The sequence below is a fragment of the Methylobacterium sp. CM6257 genome, assembly GCF_054611515.1.
Genome location: NZ_CM137735.1, coordinates 4,201,436 through 4,218,080, shown reverse-complemented (window position 1 = coordinate 4,218,080; position 16,645 = coordinate 4,201,436). Strand labels below are relative to the sequence as shown.

At 67.6% G+C, this 16,645-nt stretch carries 25 protein-coding genes; 22 read left to right on the top strand and 3 right to left on the bottom strand.

Annotated elements, in window-relative coordinates; genetic code table 11:
• Window positions 1-28: 28 nt before the first annotated feature.
• Both rpsG and rpsL read right to left on the bottom strand, forming a co-directional pair.
• Complete coding sequence (rpsG, locus tag ACYCO6_RS20610; protein WP_459762775.1) at window positions 29-499, bottom strand: 30S ribosomal protein S7; 471 nt, start codon at window positions 497-499, stop codon at window positions 29-31.
• A 127-nt stretch (window positions 500-626) separates the two neighbouring features.
• The gene (rpsL, locus tag ACYCO6_RS20605; protein ID WP_007557568.1) at window positions 627-998 is read right to left on the bottom strand and encodes a 30S ribosomal protein S12; all 372 of its coding nucleotides are present in this window, start codon (window positions 996-998) and stop codon (window positions 627-629) included.
• 814 nt (window positions 999-1,812) lie between these two features.
• Here rpsL and ACYCO6_RS20600 point away from each other — a divergent pair.
• The 17 genes from ACYCO6_RS20600 to ACYCO6_RS20520 all read left to right on the top strand — a co-directional run bounded on the left by ACYCO6_RS20600 (window position 1,813) and on the right by ACYCO6_RS20520 (window position 12,170).
• The gene (locus ACYCO6_RS20600) at window positions 1,813-2,616 is read left to right on the top strand and encodes an ABC transporter substrate-binding protein (RefSeq protein ID WP_459762772.1); all 804 of its coding nucleotides are present in this window, start codon (window positions 1,813-1,815) and stop codon (window positions 2,614-2,616) included.
• 19 nt (window positions 2,617-2,635) lie between these two features.
• Window positions 2,636-3,373 (top strand): amino acid ABC transporter permease, encoded by a 738-nt coding sequence (locus ACYCO6_RS20595; RefSeq protein WP_459762770.1) that lies wholly within the window; start codon window positions 2,636-2,638, stop codon window positions 3,371-3,373.
• The gene (locus tag ACYCO6_RS20590; protein WP_459762768.1) at window positions 3,370-4,065 is read left to right on the top strand and encodes an amino acid ABC transporter permease; all 696 of its coding nucleotides are present in this window, start codon (window positions 3,370-3,372) and stop codon (window positions 4,063-4,065) included. Before ACYCO6_RS20595 ends, ACYCO6_RS20590 begins: the two co-directional genes overlap by 4 nt.
• Before the next feature lie 297 nt (window positions 4,066-4,362).
• Complete coding sequence (locus tag ACYCO6_RS20585) at window positions 4,363-4,740, top strand: hypothetical protein (protein WP_459762766.1); 378 nt, start codon at window positions 4,363-4,365, stop codon at window positions 4,738-4,740.
• A 509-nt stretch (window positions 4,741-5,249) separates the two neighbouring features.
• Window positions 5,250-5,618 (top strand): 50S ribosomal protein L14, encoded by a 369-nt coding sequence (gene rplN / locus ACYCO6_RS20580; RefSeq protein ID WP_305527278.1) that lies wholly within the window; start codon window positions 5,250-5,252, stop codon window positions 5,616-5,618.
• Window positions 5,618-5,932: a 50S ribosomal protein L24 gene (gene rplX / locus ACYCO6_RS20575; RefSeq protein ID WP_459762764.1), complete on the top strand. Its 315-nt coding sequence runs from the start codon at window positions 5,618-5,620 to the stop codon at window positions 5,930-5,932. Before rplN ends, rplX begins: the two co-directional genes overlap by 1 nt.
• Window positions 5,925-6,491: a 50S ribosomal protein L5 gene (gene rplE / locus ACYCO6_RS20570; RefSeq protein WP_459762762.1), complete on the top strand. Its 567-nt coding sequence runs from the start codon at window positions 5,925-5,927 to the stop codon at window positions 6,489-6,491. The genes rplX and rplE overlap by 8 nt, the downstream gene beginning before the upstream one ends.
• A 40-nt stretch (window positions 6,492-6,531) precedes the next feature.
• Window positions 6,532-6,837, top strand: a complete 306-nt coding sequence (gene rpsN, locus ACYCO6_RS20565; protein WP_010686179.1) for a 30S ribosomal protein S14 — start codon at window positions 6,532-6,534, stop codon at window positions 6,835-6,837.
• Between the two features lie 10 nt (window positions 6,838-6,847).
• A complete protein-coding gene (rpsH, locus tag ACYCO6_RS20560; RefSeq protein ID WP_012319176.1) occupies window positions 6,848-7,243 on the top strand; it encodes a 30S ribosomal protein S8 in 396 nt (131 codons plus the stop codon).
• A gap of 22 nt (window positions 7,244-7,265) precedes the next feature.
• A complete protein-coding gene (gene rplF, locus ACYCO6_RS20555; RefSeq protein ID WP_447694478.1) occupies window positions 7,266-7,799 on the top strand; it encodes a 50S ribosomal protein L6 in 534 nt (177 codons plus the stop codon).
• Window positions 7,800-7,809: 10 nt separating this feature from the next.
• The gene (gene rplR, locus ACYCO6_RS20550; RefSeq protein ID WP_012319174.1) at window positions 7,810-8,172 is read left to right on the top strand and encodes a 50S ribosomal protein L18; all 363 of its coding nucleotides are present in this window, start codon (window positions 7,810-7,812) and stop codon (window positions 8,170-8,172) included.
• A gap of 104 nt (window positions 8,173-8,276) precedes the next feature.
• A complete protein-coding gene (gene rpsE, locus ACYCO6_RS20545) occupies window positions 8,277-8,864 on the top strand; it encodes a 30S ribosomal protein S5 (protein ID WP_010686175.1) in 588 nt (195 codons plus the stop codon).
• 12 nt (window positions 8,865-8,876) lie between these two features.
• Complete coding sequence (gene rpmD / locus ACYCO6_RS20540) at window positions 8,877-9,068, top strand: 50S ribosomal protein L30 (protein WP_459762757.1); 192 nt, start codon at window positions 8,877-8,879, stop codon at window positions 9,066-9,068.
• A gap of 10 nt (window positions 9,069-9,078) precedes the next feature.
• Window positions 9,079-9,582, top strand: a complete 504-nt coding sequence (rplO, locus tag ACYCO6_RS20535) for a 50S ribosomal protein L15 (RefSeq protein WP_459762755.1) — start codon at window positions 9,079-9,081, stop codon at window positions 9,580-9,582.
• A gap of 146 nt (window positions 9,583-9,728) precedes the next feature.
• Complete coding sequence (gene secY, locus ACYCO6_RS20530; protein ID WP_459762753.1) at window positions 9,729-11,075, top strand: preprotein translocase subunit SecY; 1,347 nt, start codon at window positions 9,729-9,731, stop codon at window positions 11,073-11,075.
• Between the two features lie 169 nt (window positions 11,076-11,244).
• Complete coding sequence (locus ACYCO6_RS20525; protein ID WP_459762751.1) at window positions 11,245-11,847, top strand: adenylate kinase; 603 nt, start codon at window positions 11,245-11,247, stop codon at window positions 11,845-11,847.
• Between the two features lie 92 nt (window positions 11,848-11,939).
• Window positions 11,940-12,170 (top strand): hypothetical protein, encoded by a 231-nt coding sequence (locus tag ACYCO6_RS20520; RefSeq protein ID WP_459762749.1) that lies wholly within the window; start codon window positions 11,940-11,942, stop codon window positions 12,168-12,170.
• 19 nt (window positions 12,171-12,189) lie between these two features.
• Here ACYCO6_RS20520 and ACYCO6_RS20515 read toward each other — a convergent pair whose 3' ends face one another.
• The gene (locus ACYCO6_RS20515) at window positions 12,190-12,546 is read right to left on the bottom strand and encodes a hypothetical protein (protein ID WP_459762747.1); all 357 of its coding nucleotides are present in this window, start codon (window positions 12,544-12,546) and stop codon (window positions 12,190-12,192) included.
• A gap of 252 nt (window positions 12,547-12,798) precedes the next feature.
• Here ACYCO6_RS20515 and rpsM point away from each other — a divergent pair, with 252 nt between their 5' ends.
• The 5 genes from rpsM to rplQ all read left to right on the top strand — a co-directional run bounded on the left by rpsM (window position 12,799) and on the right by rplQ (window position 16,365).
• Window positions 12,799-13,167 (top strand): 30S ribosomal protein S13, encoded by a 369-nt coding sequence (rpsM, locus tag ACYCO6_RS20510; RefSeq protein WP_459762745.1) that lies wholly within the window; start codon window positions 12,799-12,801, stop codon window positions 13,165-13,167.
• 172 nt (window positions 13,168-13,339) lie between these two features.
• Window positions 13,340-13,729 carry a 30S ribosomal protein S11 gene (rpsK, locus tag ACYCO6_RS20505; protein ID WP_010686167.1) on the top strand — a complete coding sequence of 130 codons (390 nt, stop codon included), beginning with the start codon at window positions 13,340-13,342 and terminating at the stop codon, window positions 13,727-13,729.
• A gap of 25 nt (window positions 13,730-13,754) precedes the next feature.
• Window positions 13,755-14,627, top strand: coding sequence for an MBL fold metallo-hydrolase (locus tag ACYCO6_RS20500; RefSeq protein ID WP_459762742.1), 873 nt, complete (start codon window positions 13,755-13,757; stop codon window positions 14,625-14,627).
• Between the two features lie 108 nt (window positions 14,628-14,735).
• Window positions 14,736-15,755 carry a DNA-directed RNA polymerase subunit alpha gene (locus ACYCO6_RS20495; protein ID WP_010686165.1) on the top strand — a complete coding sequence of 340 codons (1,020 nt, stop codon included), beginning with the start codon at window positions 14,736-14,738 and terminating at the stop codon, window positions 15,753-15,755.
• A 199-nt stretch (window positions 15,756-15,954) separates the two neighbouring features.
• The gene (gene rplQ / locus ACYCO6_RS20490) at window positions 15,955-16,365 is read left to right on the top strand and encodes a 50S ribosomal protein L17 (protein WP_459762739.1); all 411 of its coding nucleotides are present in this window, start codon (window positions 15,955-15,957) and stop codon (window positions 16,363-16,365) included.
• Window positions 16,366-16,645: the final 280 nt, after the last annotated feature.

Genomic DNA, 16,645 nt, shown 5'->3' with positions numbered 1-16,645 from the left:
AATTGCTCCTGAGAGACGGCGGAACCGCTTACCAGCGGTAGTGCGAGAAGGCGCGGTTGGCTTCCGCCATCCGGTGCGTGTCTTCGCGCTTCTTGACGGCGTTGCCGCGGTTGTTGGCGGCGTCGAGCAGCTCGGCGGAGAGACGCTCGATCATGGTGCGGTCGTTCCGGGCGCGGGCGGCCTGGATCAGCCAGCGGATGGCCAGGGCCTGGCGGCGCTCGGTGCGCACCTCGACGGGGACCTGGTAGGTCGCGCCGCCGACGCGGCGGGAGCGGACCTCGATCATCGGTGCGACGTTGTCGAGGGCGGCGCGGAACACCTCGATTGGGTTGGCGCGGGCGCGATTCTCGACGATGTCGAAGGCGCCGTAGACGATCCGCTCGGCGGTCGACTTCTTGCCCTCGTACATGATGGAGTTCATGAACTTCGTCAGCACCACGTCCCCGTATTTCGGGTCCGGGATGATCTCACGCTTCTCGGCAGAGTGACGACGGGACATTGGCTTCAGCTCTCGAACAATATGGTCTTAAGCACCCCGCGCAGGCCACCTGAGCCCGAAGGCCGGCGGCATCCTTGACAGGGCCGTGGAAACGCTTGGCGGCGCCCGGAAAACCCGGGCCCCGAACTTACTTCGGACGCTTGGCGCCGTACTTCGAGCGGCGCTGCTTGCGGTTCTTGACGCCCTGCGTGTCGAGCACGCCGCGCAGGATGTGGTAGCGCACGCCCGGAAGGTCCTTCACGCGGCCGCCGCGGATCATGACCACGGAGTGCTCCTGAAGGTTGTGACCCTCGCCCGGGATGTAGCCGATCACCTCGAAGCCGTTGGTGAGGCGCACCTTGGCGACCTTACGGAGCGCCGAGTTCGGCTTCTTCGGAGTCGTCGTGTAGACGCGGGTGCAGACGCCGCGCTTCTGCGGGCAAGCGTCGAGCGCCGGAACCTTATTGCGGCTCCGCTGGATCTTCCGCGGCTGGGCGATCAGCTGGTTGATCGTCGGCATCCTGTGCCCTCTTCCTCGGTCACCTAGGCCGGACTGCACAGGGCAGCCCGCAAAGCGAATATGCGCCGGAGGGCCAGTCACGGACCCTCGGCGCGGTGTGGGCAGAGGAGCACGCCCGAAACGAACGCGCTCGTACCTACGGATCTGACTTACACGTCAGGCGATTTGAACCCTCGGAGCGCTCGGGGCGATGGCGGCGGCTTCCGGGGGTATGCCCAAGGGCCGTCGGCAGCCGATGGCCGTCCGAAGTGGCGCGCTTCTAGACGCGGTTTCCGCGCAGGTCAATGCGTCTGCGGCAGAAAACTGCGCCCGGCCGGAGGTTAAGGATCGGTCAAGGTGCACAGGCGGGCAGGCGCGAGCGACGGCGCTTCCGCACTGGCAGCGTCCGGCCCTAGGTCGCGGCGCCGGCCAGCGGTTCAGAAGAGGCTCAGGGCGCCGACGTTCGAGCGAATCGGGGCAGAAGCCGCGTGGCCACGCATGGCCGCCCGTGTCCCCCGCTGCCCTGCAGGCGGGCAGCACCGTCCGAGCCCGACAGGGGCACACAAGGAAGATCCACTGCGTCCTTCTCAGCATTCCTGGAGCGAACTCCGCAGCAGGCGAGCAAAAACGAAATTTTAATCTGTTGCCATTCTTCCGCCCGGCAGGCGATCATGATAACGGCCGCTGGAATAACTCTGTTATTAACGATTTTTACCGCTTCTTTCTTCGGACTTGAAGATCACATACTTTGATATTCTGCGGTCTACCCTTGGTCGGCATCCGCTCCGTTCTAGGCGGGCTTGGTCGGCCGCCAACCTGTCTGATGGAGGTACGCGTGCGCCGCCTTTTCGCCTTCGCCCTCGCAACCCTCCTGTCGGTGGGCGCCGCCCAGGCCGACCGTCTCGACGACATTCAAAAAGCCGGCGTGCTCCGAGTCGCCGCCTTCGACAGCAACCCGCCTTTCGGCTTCGTCGATCCGGTCACCAAGAAGATCGCAGGGCTCGATGTCGATTATGCGCAGGCCGTCGCCGACAGGATCGGGGTGAAGCTGGACGTGCGGCCCACCAACCCGGCGAATCGGATTCCCCTTCTCACTTCCGGCAAGGTCGATCTGGTGCTGGCGAACTTCACCATTACGGAGGAGCGGGCCAAGCAGCTCGATTTCAGCATCCCGTATTTCGCCTCCGGCCAGCAGTTCTTGGCCAAGAAGGGCACCTTGTCGTCGCCCGAGCAGCTGAACGGGCTCCGCATCGGCGCCGACAAGGGCACCACCAACGAGGTCGTCCTGCGCCGCGACTTCCCGAAGGCCGTCGTGGTTGCCTTCGACGACACGCCCTTCGCCTTCACGGCCCTGCGCAACGGCAACGTCCAGGCCATCACGCAGGACGGGCCGAAGCTCGTCGGGCTGCTGGCGAAGGTGCCCGACCGGCAGAACTACGAGATCCCGCCCTTCAGCATCTCCAACGACTATATCGGTGTCGGCATTCCCAAGGGCGAGACGCGGCTGCGCGACGTCGTGAACGAGACCCTGCGGGAGCTTGAGGCGGCCGGTAAGGCGGCCGCGATCTACGACCGCTGGTTCGGCCCGAACACGGACCAGCCGCTGCCGCGCCTGTTCCGAATCGGAGACCACAGCTAGACGATCCGGAGCGGCCCGGGTGTCCGCGCTGTTCGGCGATCTCCTCGCGCCGCGTTATCTGGTTTGGTTGCTTCAGGGATTCGGGGTCACCCTCGCCCTGTCGGCCGCCGTCTGCCTCGCCGGCACGGCACTGGGCCTCTCGGCGTGCTGCCTGCGCGAAGTGGGCGGCCCGCTGGCAGGGCGCGTCGTGGCCGGTTGCATCGGCCTCGTGCGCAACGCGCCGCTGCTGGTGCAGCTCTTCATCTGGTACTTCGCGGTCGCCGCTCTGCTACCGAGCGGGGTGACGGCATGGCTGAACGCGCCCCACGCCGTCGGCTTGCGCTTCGGAGCCCTGCGCTGGCCTGCATACGAGACGCTCGCCGGCTTCTTCGGGCTGACGCTCTATGCCGCCGCCTACATTGCCGAGGAGGGCCGGGCCGGGATCAATGGCGTCCGGCCCGCCCAGCATGAGGCGGCCCTCGCCCTGGGACTGACACCGATCCAGGCGTTCCGCCACATCGTGCTGCCGCAGGCTCTGCGGGTTGCCTGGCTGCCGATCGTCGGCCAGTATCTCAACACGATCAAGAACACGTCCCTGACCATGACGATCGGCCTCGCCGAGCTGTCCTATGCTTCGCGGCAGGTGGAGACCGAGACGTTCCAGGCCTTCCAGGCCTTCGGCATCGCCACGCTTCTCTATGTCGGTGCGATCGCGCTGGTGGAGGCGGCGGGCCAGGCTGCGGCCCGTCACGTTGCACCCTTGAGGTCGCGCCGATGAACCTCGCGGTCATCGGCGACAATCTCGGCTACCTGCTGTTCGGCGGCTGGCCCGATGGCCCGGTCGCTGGGCTGGCGCTAACGCTGATTCTCTCCGGCCTGTCCGGACTCGCCTCGGCCGTGCTCGGGCTCGTCCTCGGAATCGGGCTCGCGATGAGTGCAGGGTTGGCCCGGGCGGCGTTGACGCTCGGGATCGGGTTCTTCCGCGCCGTGCCGATCGTGATGCTGATCTTCTGGATCTATTTCCTGCTGCCGATCCTGTTCGGCGTATCGGTGCCGGAGATCGGCACCGTGGTGGCGGTCCTGTCGCTCGTCGGCGGGGCCTATCTTTCCTACGTGGCGGCAGCCGGCATCGAGAGCATCGGTCGTGGCCAATGGGAGGCCGGCCTGGCGCTCGGCTTCGGTCGCTGGCGGGCGCTGCGCTTCATCGTTCTGCCGCAGGCGCTCCGGGCCATGGTGCCGTCCTTCGTCAATCAGTGGACCGCGCTCATCAAGGACACGTCGCTCGCTTACGTGATCGGCGTGCCCGAACTCTCGTTCGTGGCGGCGCAGGTGAACAACCGCGCCATGGTCTATCCGGCGGAGATCTTCCTCTTCGTCGGTGCGGTCTATGCCGGCCTATGCGCCTCCCTCGACTGGCTGGCTTCCCGGCTCGCGCGGACGCGGCGAAGGATGACGGCGAACGCGGCGTAGGGCCACCGCCCGGACCGGCAGAACCCAACTGCCCCGGCACTCCGCTCTCGACCTCGAGACGTGACGGACGCGGGGATCCGACGGGCGTCCAGGATCCGATCTCGGCCGGTCCGGCCGGCGCAACGCGCCGCCTCGCGCGGGACGCGGCAAATCCTGCAGGGTTGCCGCGGGGCTCCGTACCGGATCGGGGCAGGGAGGCAGTCTCAGGGTCTACGGAAGATTAAACCGAACCACCGAATTGTCGCGACCACAGGGCGGCCGGCGCGCCGCCCCAGGTTCGCGTCAAGGATGTTGCGTATGGGTTGCGTCGCGGTCAGCAACGTCGTTCCGTTCCGGCGGGCCGTTCCCCCCCAGGCTCCGGGCGAGCGGGAGGCGCGCAACCGCCGCCGCAGCGAGCAGCGCTCGCTCCTGGACGCAGTCTACGCCACCGGCAGCATGATCGTCGCCGCGGAGGACCGCGCGATGAAGCTCACGGCGTCACGCCTCCAAGTCTATGGCTTCCTGGCGATCGAGGAGATCACCGAGGAAGGTCTCATGCGGCGGCTGCGTCCCTCCGAGGCGATTCGCGCCCGCCCCGAGCGGCCGTGGCGCCTGTCGAAGCCGGCCTGCGGCACGTCGGTCACGATTCCCAGCCTGGACGGTTTCCTGTTCGAATCGGCCGGCCAGCCGGCCTGATCCCAGCGCTCTCGCGAGACAAGGGCCGGCCCGCGGACAGGCGCGCCGGTCCAAGCTGTTCGTCGGGCCGCTGCGCGGCGACGCCTGTGCTGCGTCCCAGGTCGGTTCCGCCCCGCTGCACCTGTCCAGGCAAGGGTCAAGTTTTCAACCAACCCCTTCGCCGGCGCATGGAGCGCGAGCCGAACACGGCCTGGGAGCCAGCAACGACCCGCCGCGCCGCGGCGCCGCGACCACAGCACTGCGCCGGACCGCGTCGGCGCACCCAGGCGGCACCGGCGATTTCCCGCTGCCCGACTTGCCATTGCGGGCTGCCCGTAGTATGCGCCCGGCCTTCGCGACATTCCCGATGGGTGCTCGCACCCTGTGAACGCGGTGACCGCGCCGGTGTCTCCCGACACCGCCAGCGCGGTCGACTACATGAGCCGGGGACATCAGATCCCCATCAGGCGTCGTCCGCCGGGCAATACCGCCCGTGTGCGGAAACCCGCCTGAAACAAGGAGTCACGCACGTGATCCAGATGCAGACGAATCTGGACGTCGCCGACAACTCGGGTGCACGCCGTGTGATGTGCATCAAAGTTCTCGGCGGGTCGAAGCGCAAGTACGCCGGGGTGGGCGACGTGATCGTCGTCTCGGTCAAGGAGGCGATCCCGCGCGGTCGCGTCAAGAAGGGCGACGTCATGAAGGCGGTCGTGGTCCGCACCGCCAAGGACGTGAAGCGTCCCGACGGTTCGGTCATCCGCTTCGACAAGAACGCCGCGGTCCTGATCAACAATCAGAAGGAGCCGATCGGCACCCGCATCTTCGGGCCGGTGCCGCGCGAGCTGCGCGCCCGCAACCACATGAAGATCATCTCGCTGGCGCCGGAGGTGCTGTAATGGCCGCCAAGATCAAGAAGGGCGACAAGGTCGTCGTCCTCACCGGCCGCGACGCAGGTCGCTCCGGCGAGGTCATCCAGGTGCTGCCCAAGGAGAACCGCGCCTTCGTCCGCGGGATCAACCTGGTCAAGAAGCACCAGAAGCAGACGCAGAACCAGGAAGGCGGCATCATCTCCAAGGAGGCCGCCATCCAGCTCTCGAACATCGCGGTGGCCGATGCCAACGGCAAGCCGACCCGCGTGGGTTTCCGCATCCTCGAAGACGGGCGCAAGGTCCGGTTCGCCAAGACCACGGGGGATCAGATCGATGGCTGAGGCCGACAAGAACGCCTACACCCCGCGCCTGCGCAAGCACTACGACGAGGTGGTTCGCCAGAAGCTCATCGAGCAGTTCGGTTACAAGAACCCCATGGAAGTGCCGCAGATCACGAAGATCGTGATCAACATGGGCGTCGGCGAGTCCACCGCCGACTCCAAGAAGGCCTCCGTGGCTGCGGGCGACCTCGCGCTGATCGCCGGCCAGAAGCCGGTGATCACCCGGGCCCGCAAGGCCATCGCGACCTTCAAGGTCCGCGAGGGCATGCCGATCGGCTGCAAGGTGACCCTGCGCAAGCAGCGCATGTACGAGTTCATGGACCGGCTGATCACCATCGCGCTGCCGCGCGTGCGTGACTTCCGCGGCCTGAACCCGCGCTCGTTCGACGGCCGCGGCAACTACGCTCTGGGTCTCAAGGAGCACCTCGTGTTCCCGGAGATCTCCTACGACAAGGCCGAGCAGACCTGGGGCATGGACATCGTCGTGGCGACCACCGCCAAGACCGATGCCGAGGCCAAGGCCCTGCTCGCCGCCTTCAAGTTCCCGTTCCGGCAGTGAGACCCTCGGGTCTCAGACGCGGACACCGGAGATAGACGACATGTCGAAGAAAAGCTCAGTCGAGAAGAACGAGGCCCGCAAGGCGCTGGTGAAGCGCTTCGCGGCCAAGCGAAAGGCGCTCCTCGAGATCGCCAACAACGACGCCCTTGAGATGGAGGAGCGCTTCGAGGCGCGCCTCAAGCTCGCGGAACTGCCGCGCAACTCGTCGGCCACCCGCATCCGCAATCGCTGCGGCATGACCGGCCGTCCGCGCGCCTACTACCGCAAGATGGGCATCTCGCGTGTGGCGCTGCGCGAGCTTGGCAACCGGGGCTTGATCCCCGGCCTGGTCAAGTCGAGCTGGTAAGGAGGTCCCCATGGTTAACGATCCCGTGGGCGACATGCTCACCCGCATCCGCAATGGCCAACTGCGCCGTCGCAACGTCGTCCAGACGCCGGGCTCGCGCCTGCGCGCCAGCGTCCTCGACGTCCTGAAGGCCGAGGGCTACATCCGCGACTACGCGGCGACGGACCTCGGCAACGGCCGCACCGAGTTCGCCATCGAGCTCAAGTACTACGACGGGCGCCCCGTGATCCGCGAGATCAAACGCGTGTCGAAGCCGGGCCGCCGGGTCTACTCGTCGGTCGGCGAGCTGCCGCACGTGGCCGACGGCCTCGGCGTCACCATCGTCTCCACCCCGCAGGGCGTCATGGCCGACCACGAGGCGCGCGAGCGCAACGTCGGCGGTGAAGTGCTCTGCACCGTGTTCTGATCGGGACGGAGGAGGTTATCCCATGTCTCGCGTAGGCAAGAAGCCGGTCCCCGTGCCGGCCGGCGTTACCGCCACGGTCACCGGTCAGACGGTGAAGATGAAGGGCTCGAAGGGCGAGCTGTCGTTCGTCGTTCCCGCGCTCGTCAACGTGGCGATGAAGGACGGCGCCATCGAGGTGCAGCCCGTCAACCAGTCAAAGCCGGCGCGCTCCCTGTGGGGCACGTCGCGGGCACAGATCGCCAACATCGCCGAGGGCGTGTCGAAGGGCTTCGAGAAGAAGCTCGAGATCACCGGCGTCGGCTATCGCGCCGCGATGGCCGGCAAGGCCCTCAAGCTGTCGCTCGGCTACAGCCACGACATCGAGTACGCGATCCCCGCCGGGATCACGATCGCAACCCCGAAGCCCACCGAGATCACGATCTCCGGGATCAACCGCCAGCAGGTCGGTCAGGTCGCCGCCGAGATCCGCGATTACCGCGGACCCGAGCCCTACAAGGGCAAGGGCGTGAAGTACGCGGGCGAGTTCATCTTCCGCAAGGAAGGCAAGAAGAAGTAAGGAGGGCATCATGTCTCGCAAGCTCGAAGCCCTCGATCGCCGCAAGGCGCGCGTCCGCCGCGCGCTGCGGGCCGCCGCCAACGGCCGCCCGCGGCTCTCGGTGTTCCGCTCGTCGAAGCAGATCTACGTGCAGGTCATCGACGACGTCGCCGGCAAGACGCTGGCTTCGGCCTCGTCGATCGACAAGGCCCTCAAGGGCGAACTCAAGACCGGCGCCGACGTCGCCGCCGCGACCGCGGTGGGCAAGCTCGTCGCCGAGCGCGCCAAGGCCGCGGGCGTCACGAAGGTGATCTTCGACCGCTCCGGCTACATCTATCACGGCCGCGTCAAGGCCGTGGCCGAGGCCGCTCGCGAGGGTGGCCTGGAGTTCTAAGTCACGACGGCGGGCCGGGCGGATCCTCTTCGCCCGGCATATCCGAAACCCGATCGAGCGAGCGGCCCCGCCGGCCGCGTCAGTGAGATGGACAGGTAGACAACATGGCACGTGAACGTGAAGGCGGGGGCCGCGGCCGCCGCGAGGATCGCGAGGAGCGCGACAGCGAGTTCGTGGACAAGCTCGTCCACATCAACCGCGTCGCCAAGGTGGTGAAGGGCGGCCGTCGCTTCGGCTTCGCGGCCCTCGTCGTCGTCGGCGACCAGAAGGGCCGCGTCGGCTTCGGCCACGGCAAGGCCCGCGAGGTGCCGGAGGCCATCCGCAAGGCGACCGAGGCCGCCAAGCGCGGTCTGATCCGCGTGTCGCTCCGCGAGGGCCGGACGCTGCACCACGACGTCAACGGCCGCCACGGCGCCGGCAAGGTGATCCTCCGCGCGGCCCCGCAGGGTACCGGCATCATCGCCGGCGGCCCGATGCGCGCCGTGTTCGAGACGCTCGGCATGCAGGACGTCGTCGCCAAGTCGCTGGGTTCGTCGAACCCCTACAACCTCGTGCGCGCCACCTTCGAGGCGCTCAAGAACGAGGACAGCCCGCGCTCCGTGGCGGCCCGCCGCGGCATCAAGGTGTCGAGCCTCCAGGCCCGCCGCCGCGACGCCGACCCGGCCGACCAGTCCGAAGCCGCGGTCGCGTAAGGGGAGGGTCCGATGGCACAGAAGACTCTCCGCGTCGAGCAGATCGGCTCGCCGATCCGCCGTGAGGCCAGCCAGCGCCAGACGCTGATCGGCCTCAAGCTCAACAAGCTCCACCGCGTGGCCGAGCTGGAGGACACCCCCTCCGTGCGCGGCATGATCCGCAAGGTTGCGCACCTCGTGCGCGTCCACGGCGACGTGGCGTGAGGAGGTCCCGATGAAGCTCAACCAGATCAGCGACAATCCCGGCGCCACCAAGGACCGGATGCGCGTGGGCCGGGGCATCGGCTCCGGCAAGGGCAAGACCGCGGGCCGCGGCGTGAAGGGCCAGAAGGCCCGGACCGGCGTGTCCATCAAGGGCTTCGAGGGCGGTCAGATGCCGCTGCATCGTCGCCTGCCGAAGCGCGGCTTCAACAACCTCTACGCCCAGGACCTGAACGAGGTGAACCTCGGCCGGATCCAGGAGGCCGTCGACGCGGGCAAGCTCGACAAGGCCGCCACCGTCACGGTGGAGAGCCTGGTCGCCGCCGGCATCATCGCCCGTCCCCGCGACGGCGTGAAGCTGCTCGGCGTCGGCGAGCTCACCGCGAAGCTCAGCTTCGAGGTCACCCGCGCCTCCAAGTCCGCCGTCGAGGCGGTCGAGAAGGCCGGTGGCTCGGTCAGCGTCGTCTACGGCCAGGGTGCCTCCACCCGCGGCGGCAGCGAGGCGGCCACGGCCTGACGGGAGCGACGCGGGGACCCGTTGCACGGGCTCCGCGCACCCTATAAGCCGATCCTTCGAGCGGCGGCCCTGCGACCACGCGGGCCGCCGTTTTTCGTTTCATCCGGGCGCCCTTCGCCCGGCGACATGTCCAGGACGCGACGCTTATGGCCTCAGCCGCCGAGCAGCTTGCCGCCAATCTCAATTTCGGCGCGATCGCCAAGGCCGATGAGCTGAAGAAGCGCATCTGGTTCACGCTCGGCGCCCTCGTGGTGTTCCGGCTGGGCACCTACATCCCGATCCCCGGCATCGATCCGGACCAGTTCGCCCGGAACTTCCAGCAGCAGTCGGGCGGCGTGCTGGGCCTGTTCAACATGTTCTCGGGCGGCGCCGTTGAGCGCATGGCGATCTTCGCCCTGAACATCATGCCCTACATCTCGGCCTCCATCATCGTGCAGCTCCTGACCTCGGTGATCCCGAGCCTGGAGGCGCTGAAGAAGGAGGGCGAGTCCGGCCGCAAGGTCATCAACCAGTACACCCGCTACCTGACGGTGGTGCTGGCGCTGGTCCAGTCCTGGGGCATCGCCATCGGCCTGCAGAGCTCCTCGGCCGCGATCGATCCGGGGCCGTTCTTCCTGGCCTCGACGGTGATCACGCTGACCGGCGGCACGCTGTTCCTGATGTGGCTCGGCGAACAGATCACCTCGCGCGGCATCGGCAACGGCTCGTCGCTGATCATCTTCGCCGGCATCGTCGCCCACCTTCCGGTTGCGATCGCGGGCGCTCTGGAACTCGGCCGAACCGGCGCGCTGTCGCCTGCGGTCATCCTGGGCGTGGCCGTCGCCGCCGTCGCCCTGGTCTATTTCATCGTGTTCATGGAGCGCGCCCAGCGCCGGCTGCTGATAAACTATCCGAAGCGCCAGGTCGGCAACCGCATGTACGAGGGCCAGACCTCGTTCCTGCCGCTCAAGCTCAACACCTCGGGCGTCATCCCGCCGATCTTCGCCTCCTCGCTGCTGCTCCTGCCGGCGACGGCCGCGAGCTTCTCGGCCAATGGCGGCACCACCGGCTGGCTCGGCACCATCACGGCCTATCTCGGTCACGGCACGCCGCTGTTCATGGCCCTCTACGCGGCGCTGATCATCTTCTTCACGTTCTTCTACACCGCGGTGGTCTTCAACCCGCAGGAGACGGCCGACAACCTGAAGAAGCATGGCGGCTTCATTCCGGGCATCCGCCCCGGCGAGCGCACCGCAGCCTTCATCGATAAGGTGCTGACCCGGATCACCGTGATCGGCGCCCTGTACCTGACCTTCGTGTGCCTGTGCCCGGAGATCCTCTCCTCCTACGCAGCGGCGAGCCTGGGCTTCGGCGGCACCTCGCTGCTCATCGTGGTCTCGGTCACAATGGACACGGTGGCGCAGATCCACGGGCACCTGATGGCGCACCAGTACGAGGGCTTGGTGAAGAAGGCCAAGCTGCGTGGCGCCTCGACCACGCAACGCCGGCGCTGAGCCTGCTACAGAGGCGGGCTGACACCAAGGACACTCCCGCCTCTGGCCCGAAGGCCCGGATGCCACCCGGCTTCGGATTGGCTAGAAGAACCCGAACCCGGCGATGCCAGGGAGGCTTCGCCACCGCCGCTTGAGCCTGGACAGAGTCGGGCCAGACGAGGACAACGCCATGCGTATCATTCTGCTCGGGCCGCCCGGTGCGGGGAAGGGGACGCAATCCGAGCGGATCGTACAGCGGTTCGGCATCCCGCAGCTCTCCACGGGCGACATGCTGCGCGCGGCCGTCGCCGCCGGCACTCCGGTCGGTCTTGAGGCGAAGGCGGTGATGGAATCGGGGGGCCTGGTCTCGGACCGGATCGTGGTCGGGATCGTCGCCGACCGGATCGAGGAGCCGGATGCCCGGCGCGGCTTCATCCTGGACGGCTTCCCGCGCACCGTCGCGCAGGCCGAGGCTCTTGGCGAGATGCTGGCCAGCAAGGGCCTGAAGCTCTCTACCGTCATCGAGTTGAAGGTGGACGAAAACGCCCTCGTCGGGCGAATCGAGAAGCGTGCCGCCGAGACTCTGGCCCGCGGCCAGGCCGTGCGGAAGGACGACACGCCGGAGGTGTTCAAGCAGCGCCTGGAGGCCTACCGCGCCCAGACGGCGCCGCTCTCCGCCTATTACGCCAAGGCCGGCCTGCTTCAGACCATCGACGGCATGCAGCCGATCGACAAGGTGACGGCCGACCTGATGGCGGCGCTGGAGCCGCACGAGGAGCGTGTCACCTCCTGAGACGATCGGCTCGGGCTCTGCCAGGTGGCTGCGCCCGGTTGAACCTCACGCAGGGTGGGAGGATTGAGAGCGCATCTCCGATTGGAAGCGCCATGCCCCTCCGCCTCACCGCAGCCACGACACTCCTGCTGGCGGTTCTTTTCCCGGCGCTGCCGGTTGCCGCTCAAGGTCCGGCCCAATCCTTCGTGTATGGGCAGAAGCGGTTCCGGCACGCCTGTCGGCCGCCGCTCAAATTCGCGGCGGGCGCCTGCGTCCGCCGCTGTCCGGCGGGCTACCAATACACGGGCGGCTATTGCCGGCATCGCAACCAGCGCTTCCGCTGAGACGCCGGCGCGCGATCCGCTAAAGGCGCCCTTCACGGCGCAGGGCGCCGAAGAAGTTGACGATGTCCGTCTCGAGGGCGCGCCGTCCGAACAGACGGGATGGGTAACCCCCTGTGGTACCGTCGCGCAGCTCGATCATTGCCGTCATGACATTGTAGCGGAACACCATCCTGTGCCCGGCGAAGGTCGCCCAGAGCAAAGCCGGCCCGTCATGCTCGGTCTGAAGCTCGATGGAGCCCGGCTCAGCCTCCGCAAGCACACCGCCGATGACGGCCATTGCCACGGGAATCACCTCGTCGAGGTTCTCCTCGGCCGCCCGCAGCACCGTATCGGCGAAGGCCCGCAGCGTGGCACCATCGCTGGTCAGGATCGACATCGCCGATCTCCTCTCATGGGCGCCGCTGATACCGCGTGCGACGCATGGCAGCGCGATGGACGGATCGACGGTCGTTGACATCGGGCAAGCAGCACGCTAGCAGGCCCTCCTTCGTCCAACCGATCGATGGTCCGAGGTGCCCTGTCCAGGGCCGCCACGGGCCGCGTCGTCGTTTGACGCGCGCAGGGGCCGGCCTCCACCGGACGCGCGCAACACCGGCCCGGGTTTCCGGGCTTCATATGGAGAGTGATCGTGGCCCGTATCGCAGGCGTCAACATCCCGACCAACAAGCGCGTCGTCATCGCGCTCCAGTACATCCACGGCATCGGCCCGAAGAAGGCCGAGGAGATCACCCAGAAGGTGAACATCCCCGCCGAGCGCCGGGTCAACCAGCTGACCGACGCCGAGGTTCTGCAGATCCGCGAGACGATCGACCGCGACTACCTGGTCGAGGGCGACCTGCGCCGCGAAGTCTCGATGAACATCAAGCGCCTGATGGATCTCGGCGCCTATCGCGGCCTGCGTCACCGCAAGCAGCTGCCGGTCCGCGGCCAGCGCACCCACACCAACGCCCGCACCCGTAAGGGCAAGGCGAAGCCGATCGCCGGCAAGAAGAAGTAATTCTTTCGGATCAGGAGGCCGTGCTTCCCTCGGCCTCCTTGCCGTCGTGCCGGATGTCCTCCAACGGACCCGGCACTGGCTCGACCGGACTCTGCGGACGGATCGGCCAAGTCCCGAAAAGAATCCCGAGCGCCTGGCATTACGGGCGCGCCTGAAGGAAGAGTGAGAACAGATGGCCAAGGAACCGCAACGCGTCCGCCGCCGCGAGCGCAAGAACATCGTGTCGGGCGTCGCGCACGTGAACGCCTCGTTCAACAACACGATGATCACCATCACGGACGCGCAGGGCAACACGATCTCGTGGTCGTCCGCGGGCGCCATGGGCTTCAAGGGCTCGCGCAAGTCGACCCCGTACGCCGCCCAGGTCGCCGCCGAGGATGCCGGCCGCAAGGCCGCCGAGCACGGCATGCGCACCCTCGAGGTCGAGGTGTCGGGTCCGGGCTCGGGCCGCGAGTCGGCGCTCCGCGCCCTCCAGGCCGCGGGCTTCACGGTGACCTCGATCCGCGACGTTACCTCGATCCCGCACAACGGCTGCCGGCCGCGCAAGCGCCGTCGCGTCTGATCGAAGTCTTTTGACGGAGAGGCTCATGACGGGATCGAAGCCGCTTCCGGGCGTGCTGCGTTGGAACCTCGGGGACCTCACGGTCACCGCGCTCAACGACGGCTGGTTTCAGGCCAGCCTCGATCTCGTCACGGGGATCTCCAAGGCGGAGGCTGGGCAGCTCCAGGTGGCGGGTTTCCGCACCGAGCAGCCCAAGATCACGCTGAATGCGTTCCTGGTCACCGGAGCCGGCCGCAAGCCGATCCTGATCGATACGGGCTACGGCGATCTGGCTCCAGCCGAGACCCTCGGCCGGGCAGGGGCGGCCCTGGCGCTGACAGGCGTCAAGCCGGAGGAGATCGAGACCGTTCTGATCACCCACCTGCATCCCGATCATGTGGGCGGGCTCGTGAGGGACGGTGCGGCGCGGTATCCGAATGCCGAGATCGTGGTGCACGCCGACGAGGCGGCTTACTGGCTGCCGGACGAGGCCCTGTCGCGTGCGCCGGATGCGGCCAGGCCGTATTTCGAGGGCGCCCGCGAGGCGGTGGCGCCCTACGCCGAGCGGATGCGTGAGCACCGGGGCGGCGAGGTGCTCCCCGGCATCACGGCGGTCCATCTGCCCGGCCACACGCCGGGCCATTGCGGTTTCCGCATCGTCTCCGGTGGACAGTCGCTCCTGATGTGGACGGATGTGGTGCACCTGCCGGCGATCCAGTTCAAGAACCCGCAGGCGGGCGTGGGCTTCGACGTCGACGGGGACCAGGCGCGCGAGACGCGCAAGAAGATCATGGACGAGGTGGCGAGCGAGCGGGCTTTCATCGCCGGCGCGCATCTCGAATTCCCGGCCCTCGGTTACGTGGACCGGGACGGCGCCGGCTACAGCTTCGTGCCGGCCCTCTGGGTCGGCGGCGAGTAACGGCGGACACGGATTCAGGGACTGTTCGGGGCGCCAGGGGGCTGCCCCGGGCGGCCGAAGCGCGGGAACGGGCGTCGCGGATCCCGGGCAAGGACGAGAGGTAGGATCGTGGTCATTCAGAAGAATTGGCAGGAACTGATCAAGCCGAACAAGCTGCAGGTCACGACCGGCGACGACCCGAAGCGGGTCGCCACCGTCGTCGCCGAGCCGCTCGAGCGCGGCTTCGGCACGACGCTCGGAAATGCCCTGCGCCGGGTGCTCCTGTCCTCGCTCCAGGGCGCGGCCGTGACCTCGGTGCAGATCGACGGCGTGCTGCACGAATTCTCGTCGATCCCAGGCGTTCGTGAGGACGTCACCGACATCGTCCTCAACATCAAGACCATCGCGATCCGCTCGCAGACCGACGCCCCGAAGCGGATGACCCTGCGCAAGACCGGCCCGGGCCTCGTCACCGCCGGCGACATCGGCACGGTCGGCGACATTCAGATCCTGAACCCCGACCTCGTGATCTGCACGCTGGACGACGGCGCCGAGATCCGCATGGAGTTCACGGTCGCCACCGGCAAGGGCTACGTCCCGGCCGAGCGCAACCGCCCCGAGGACGCTCCGATCGGCCTCATCCCGGTGGATTCGCTGTTCTCGCCGGTCACCAAGGTCAGCTACCGCGTCGAGACGACCCGCGAGGGGCAGGATCTCGACAAGGACAAGCTGACCATGACGGTCGAGACCAACGGCGCGGTCTCGCCGGAAGACGCGCTCGCCTACGCGGCACGCATCATCCAGGACCAACTGCAGGTCTTCGTGAACTTCGAGGATCCGCGCAAGGAAGAGGCCGCTCCGCTCGCGCCGCAGCTGCCCTTCAACCCGGCGCTGCTCAAGAAGGTCGACGAGCTGGAGCTGTCGGTCCGTTCGGCGAACTGCCTGAAGAACGACAACATCGTCTACATCGGCGACCTGATCCAGAAGTCCGAGGGCGAAATGCTGCGGACCCCGAACTTCGGCCGCAAGTCGCTCAACGAGATCAAGGAAGTGCTCGCCGGCATGGGCCTGCACCTCGGGATGGACATCCCCGGCTGGCCGCCGGAGAACATCGAGGATCTCGCCAAGCGCTTCGAGGAGCACTACTGAGCGGCGAAGCCGCGTCGGGCTGAATCTGGCGGCTCTGCACGGCGCCGCCTGTTTGGCCGATGCAGTTCCGGGATTTCGCTGAAGCGCCGCGAAATCCCGAAAGAACCCGCCGCGGGGTCATGCGGAATGAACAGCCCCGCTGTTGGGGCGCCCGGCCGTACCGTGGCACGGCGGCCGAGACGAGAAGGAAGCCAGAACCATGCGTCACGCCTATCGCGGCCGCCGTTTCAACCGCACCGCCGAGCATCGTAAGGCGATGTTCGCCAACATGTCCGCCGCGCTGATCAAGCACGAGCAGATCATCACCACTCTGCCGAAGGCCAAGGACCTGCGTCCGGTGGTCGAGAAGCTGATCACCCTGGGCCGCACCGACAGCGTGCACACCCGCCGCCTCGCCATGGCGCAGCTGCGCGATGCCGACATGGTCAAGAAGCTCTTCACCGTGCTCGGCCCGCGCTACAAGGGCCGCCCCGGCGGCTACTGCCGCATCATGAAGGCCGGCTTCCGCCAGGGCGACAACGCCCCGCTGGCGGTGATCGAGTTCGTCGACCGCGACGTCGAAGCCCGCGGCAAGGATTCCGGTCCGAGCCAGGTCGCCGACGCGGCCTGATCCCGACGAGCGTCCCCACACTTCCGTCCTTCGAGAAGCCGTCCCGGATCATCCGGGGCGGCTTCTTCCATTTCGATCGCCCTCCGCTTCGTTGCGCGCGCAGCGAGGCAATCCGTTTGCGCCACGCGGGTCGATCGTGCGCTGACCGGGATCGCTTCGCTGCGCGCATGCCAACGATCCATCGGGCATGAAAAACCCGCCGGCTCGCGCCGACGGGTCTGGAGCAGGGTCCACGTCCTGGATGGTCGCGGGAGCTCGCCCTGGCGGCCTGCATCAGACA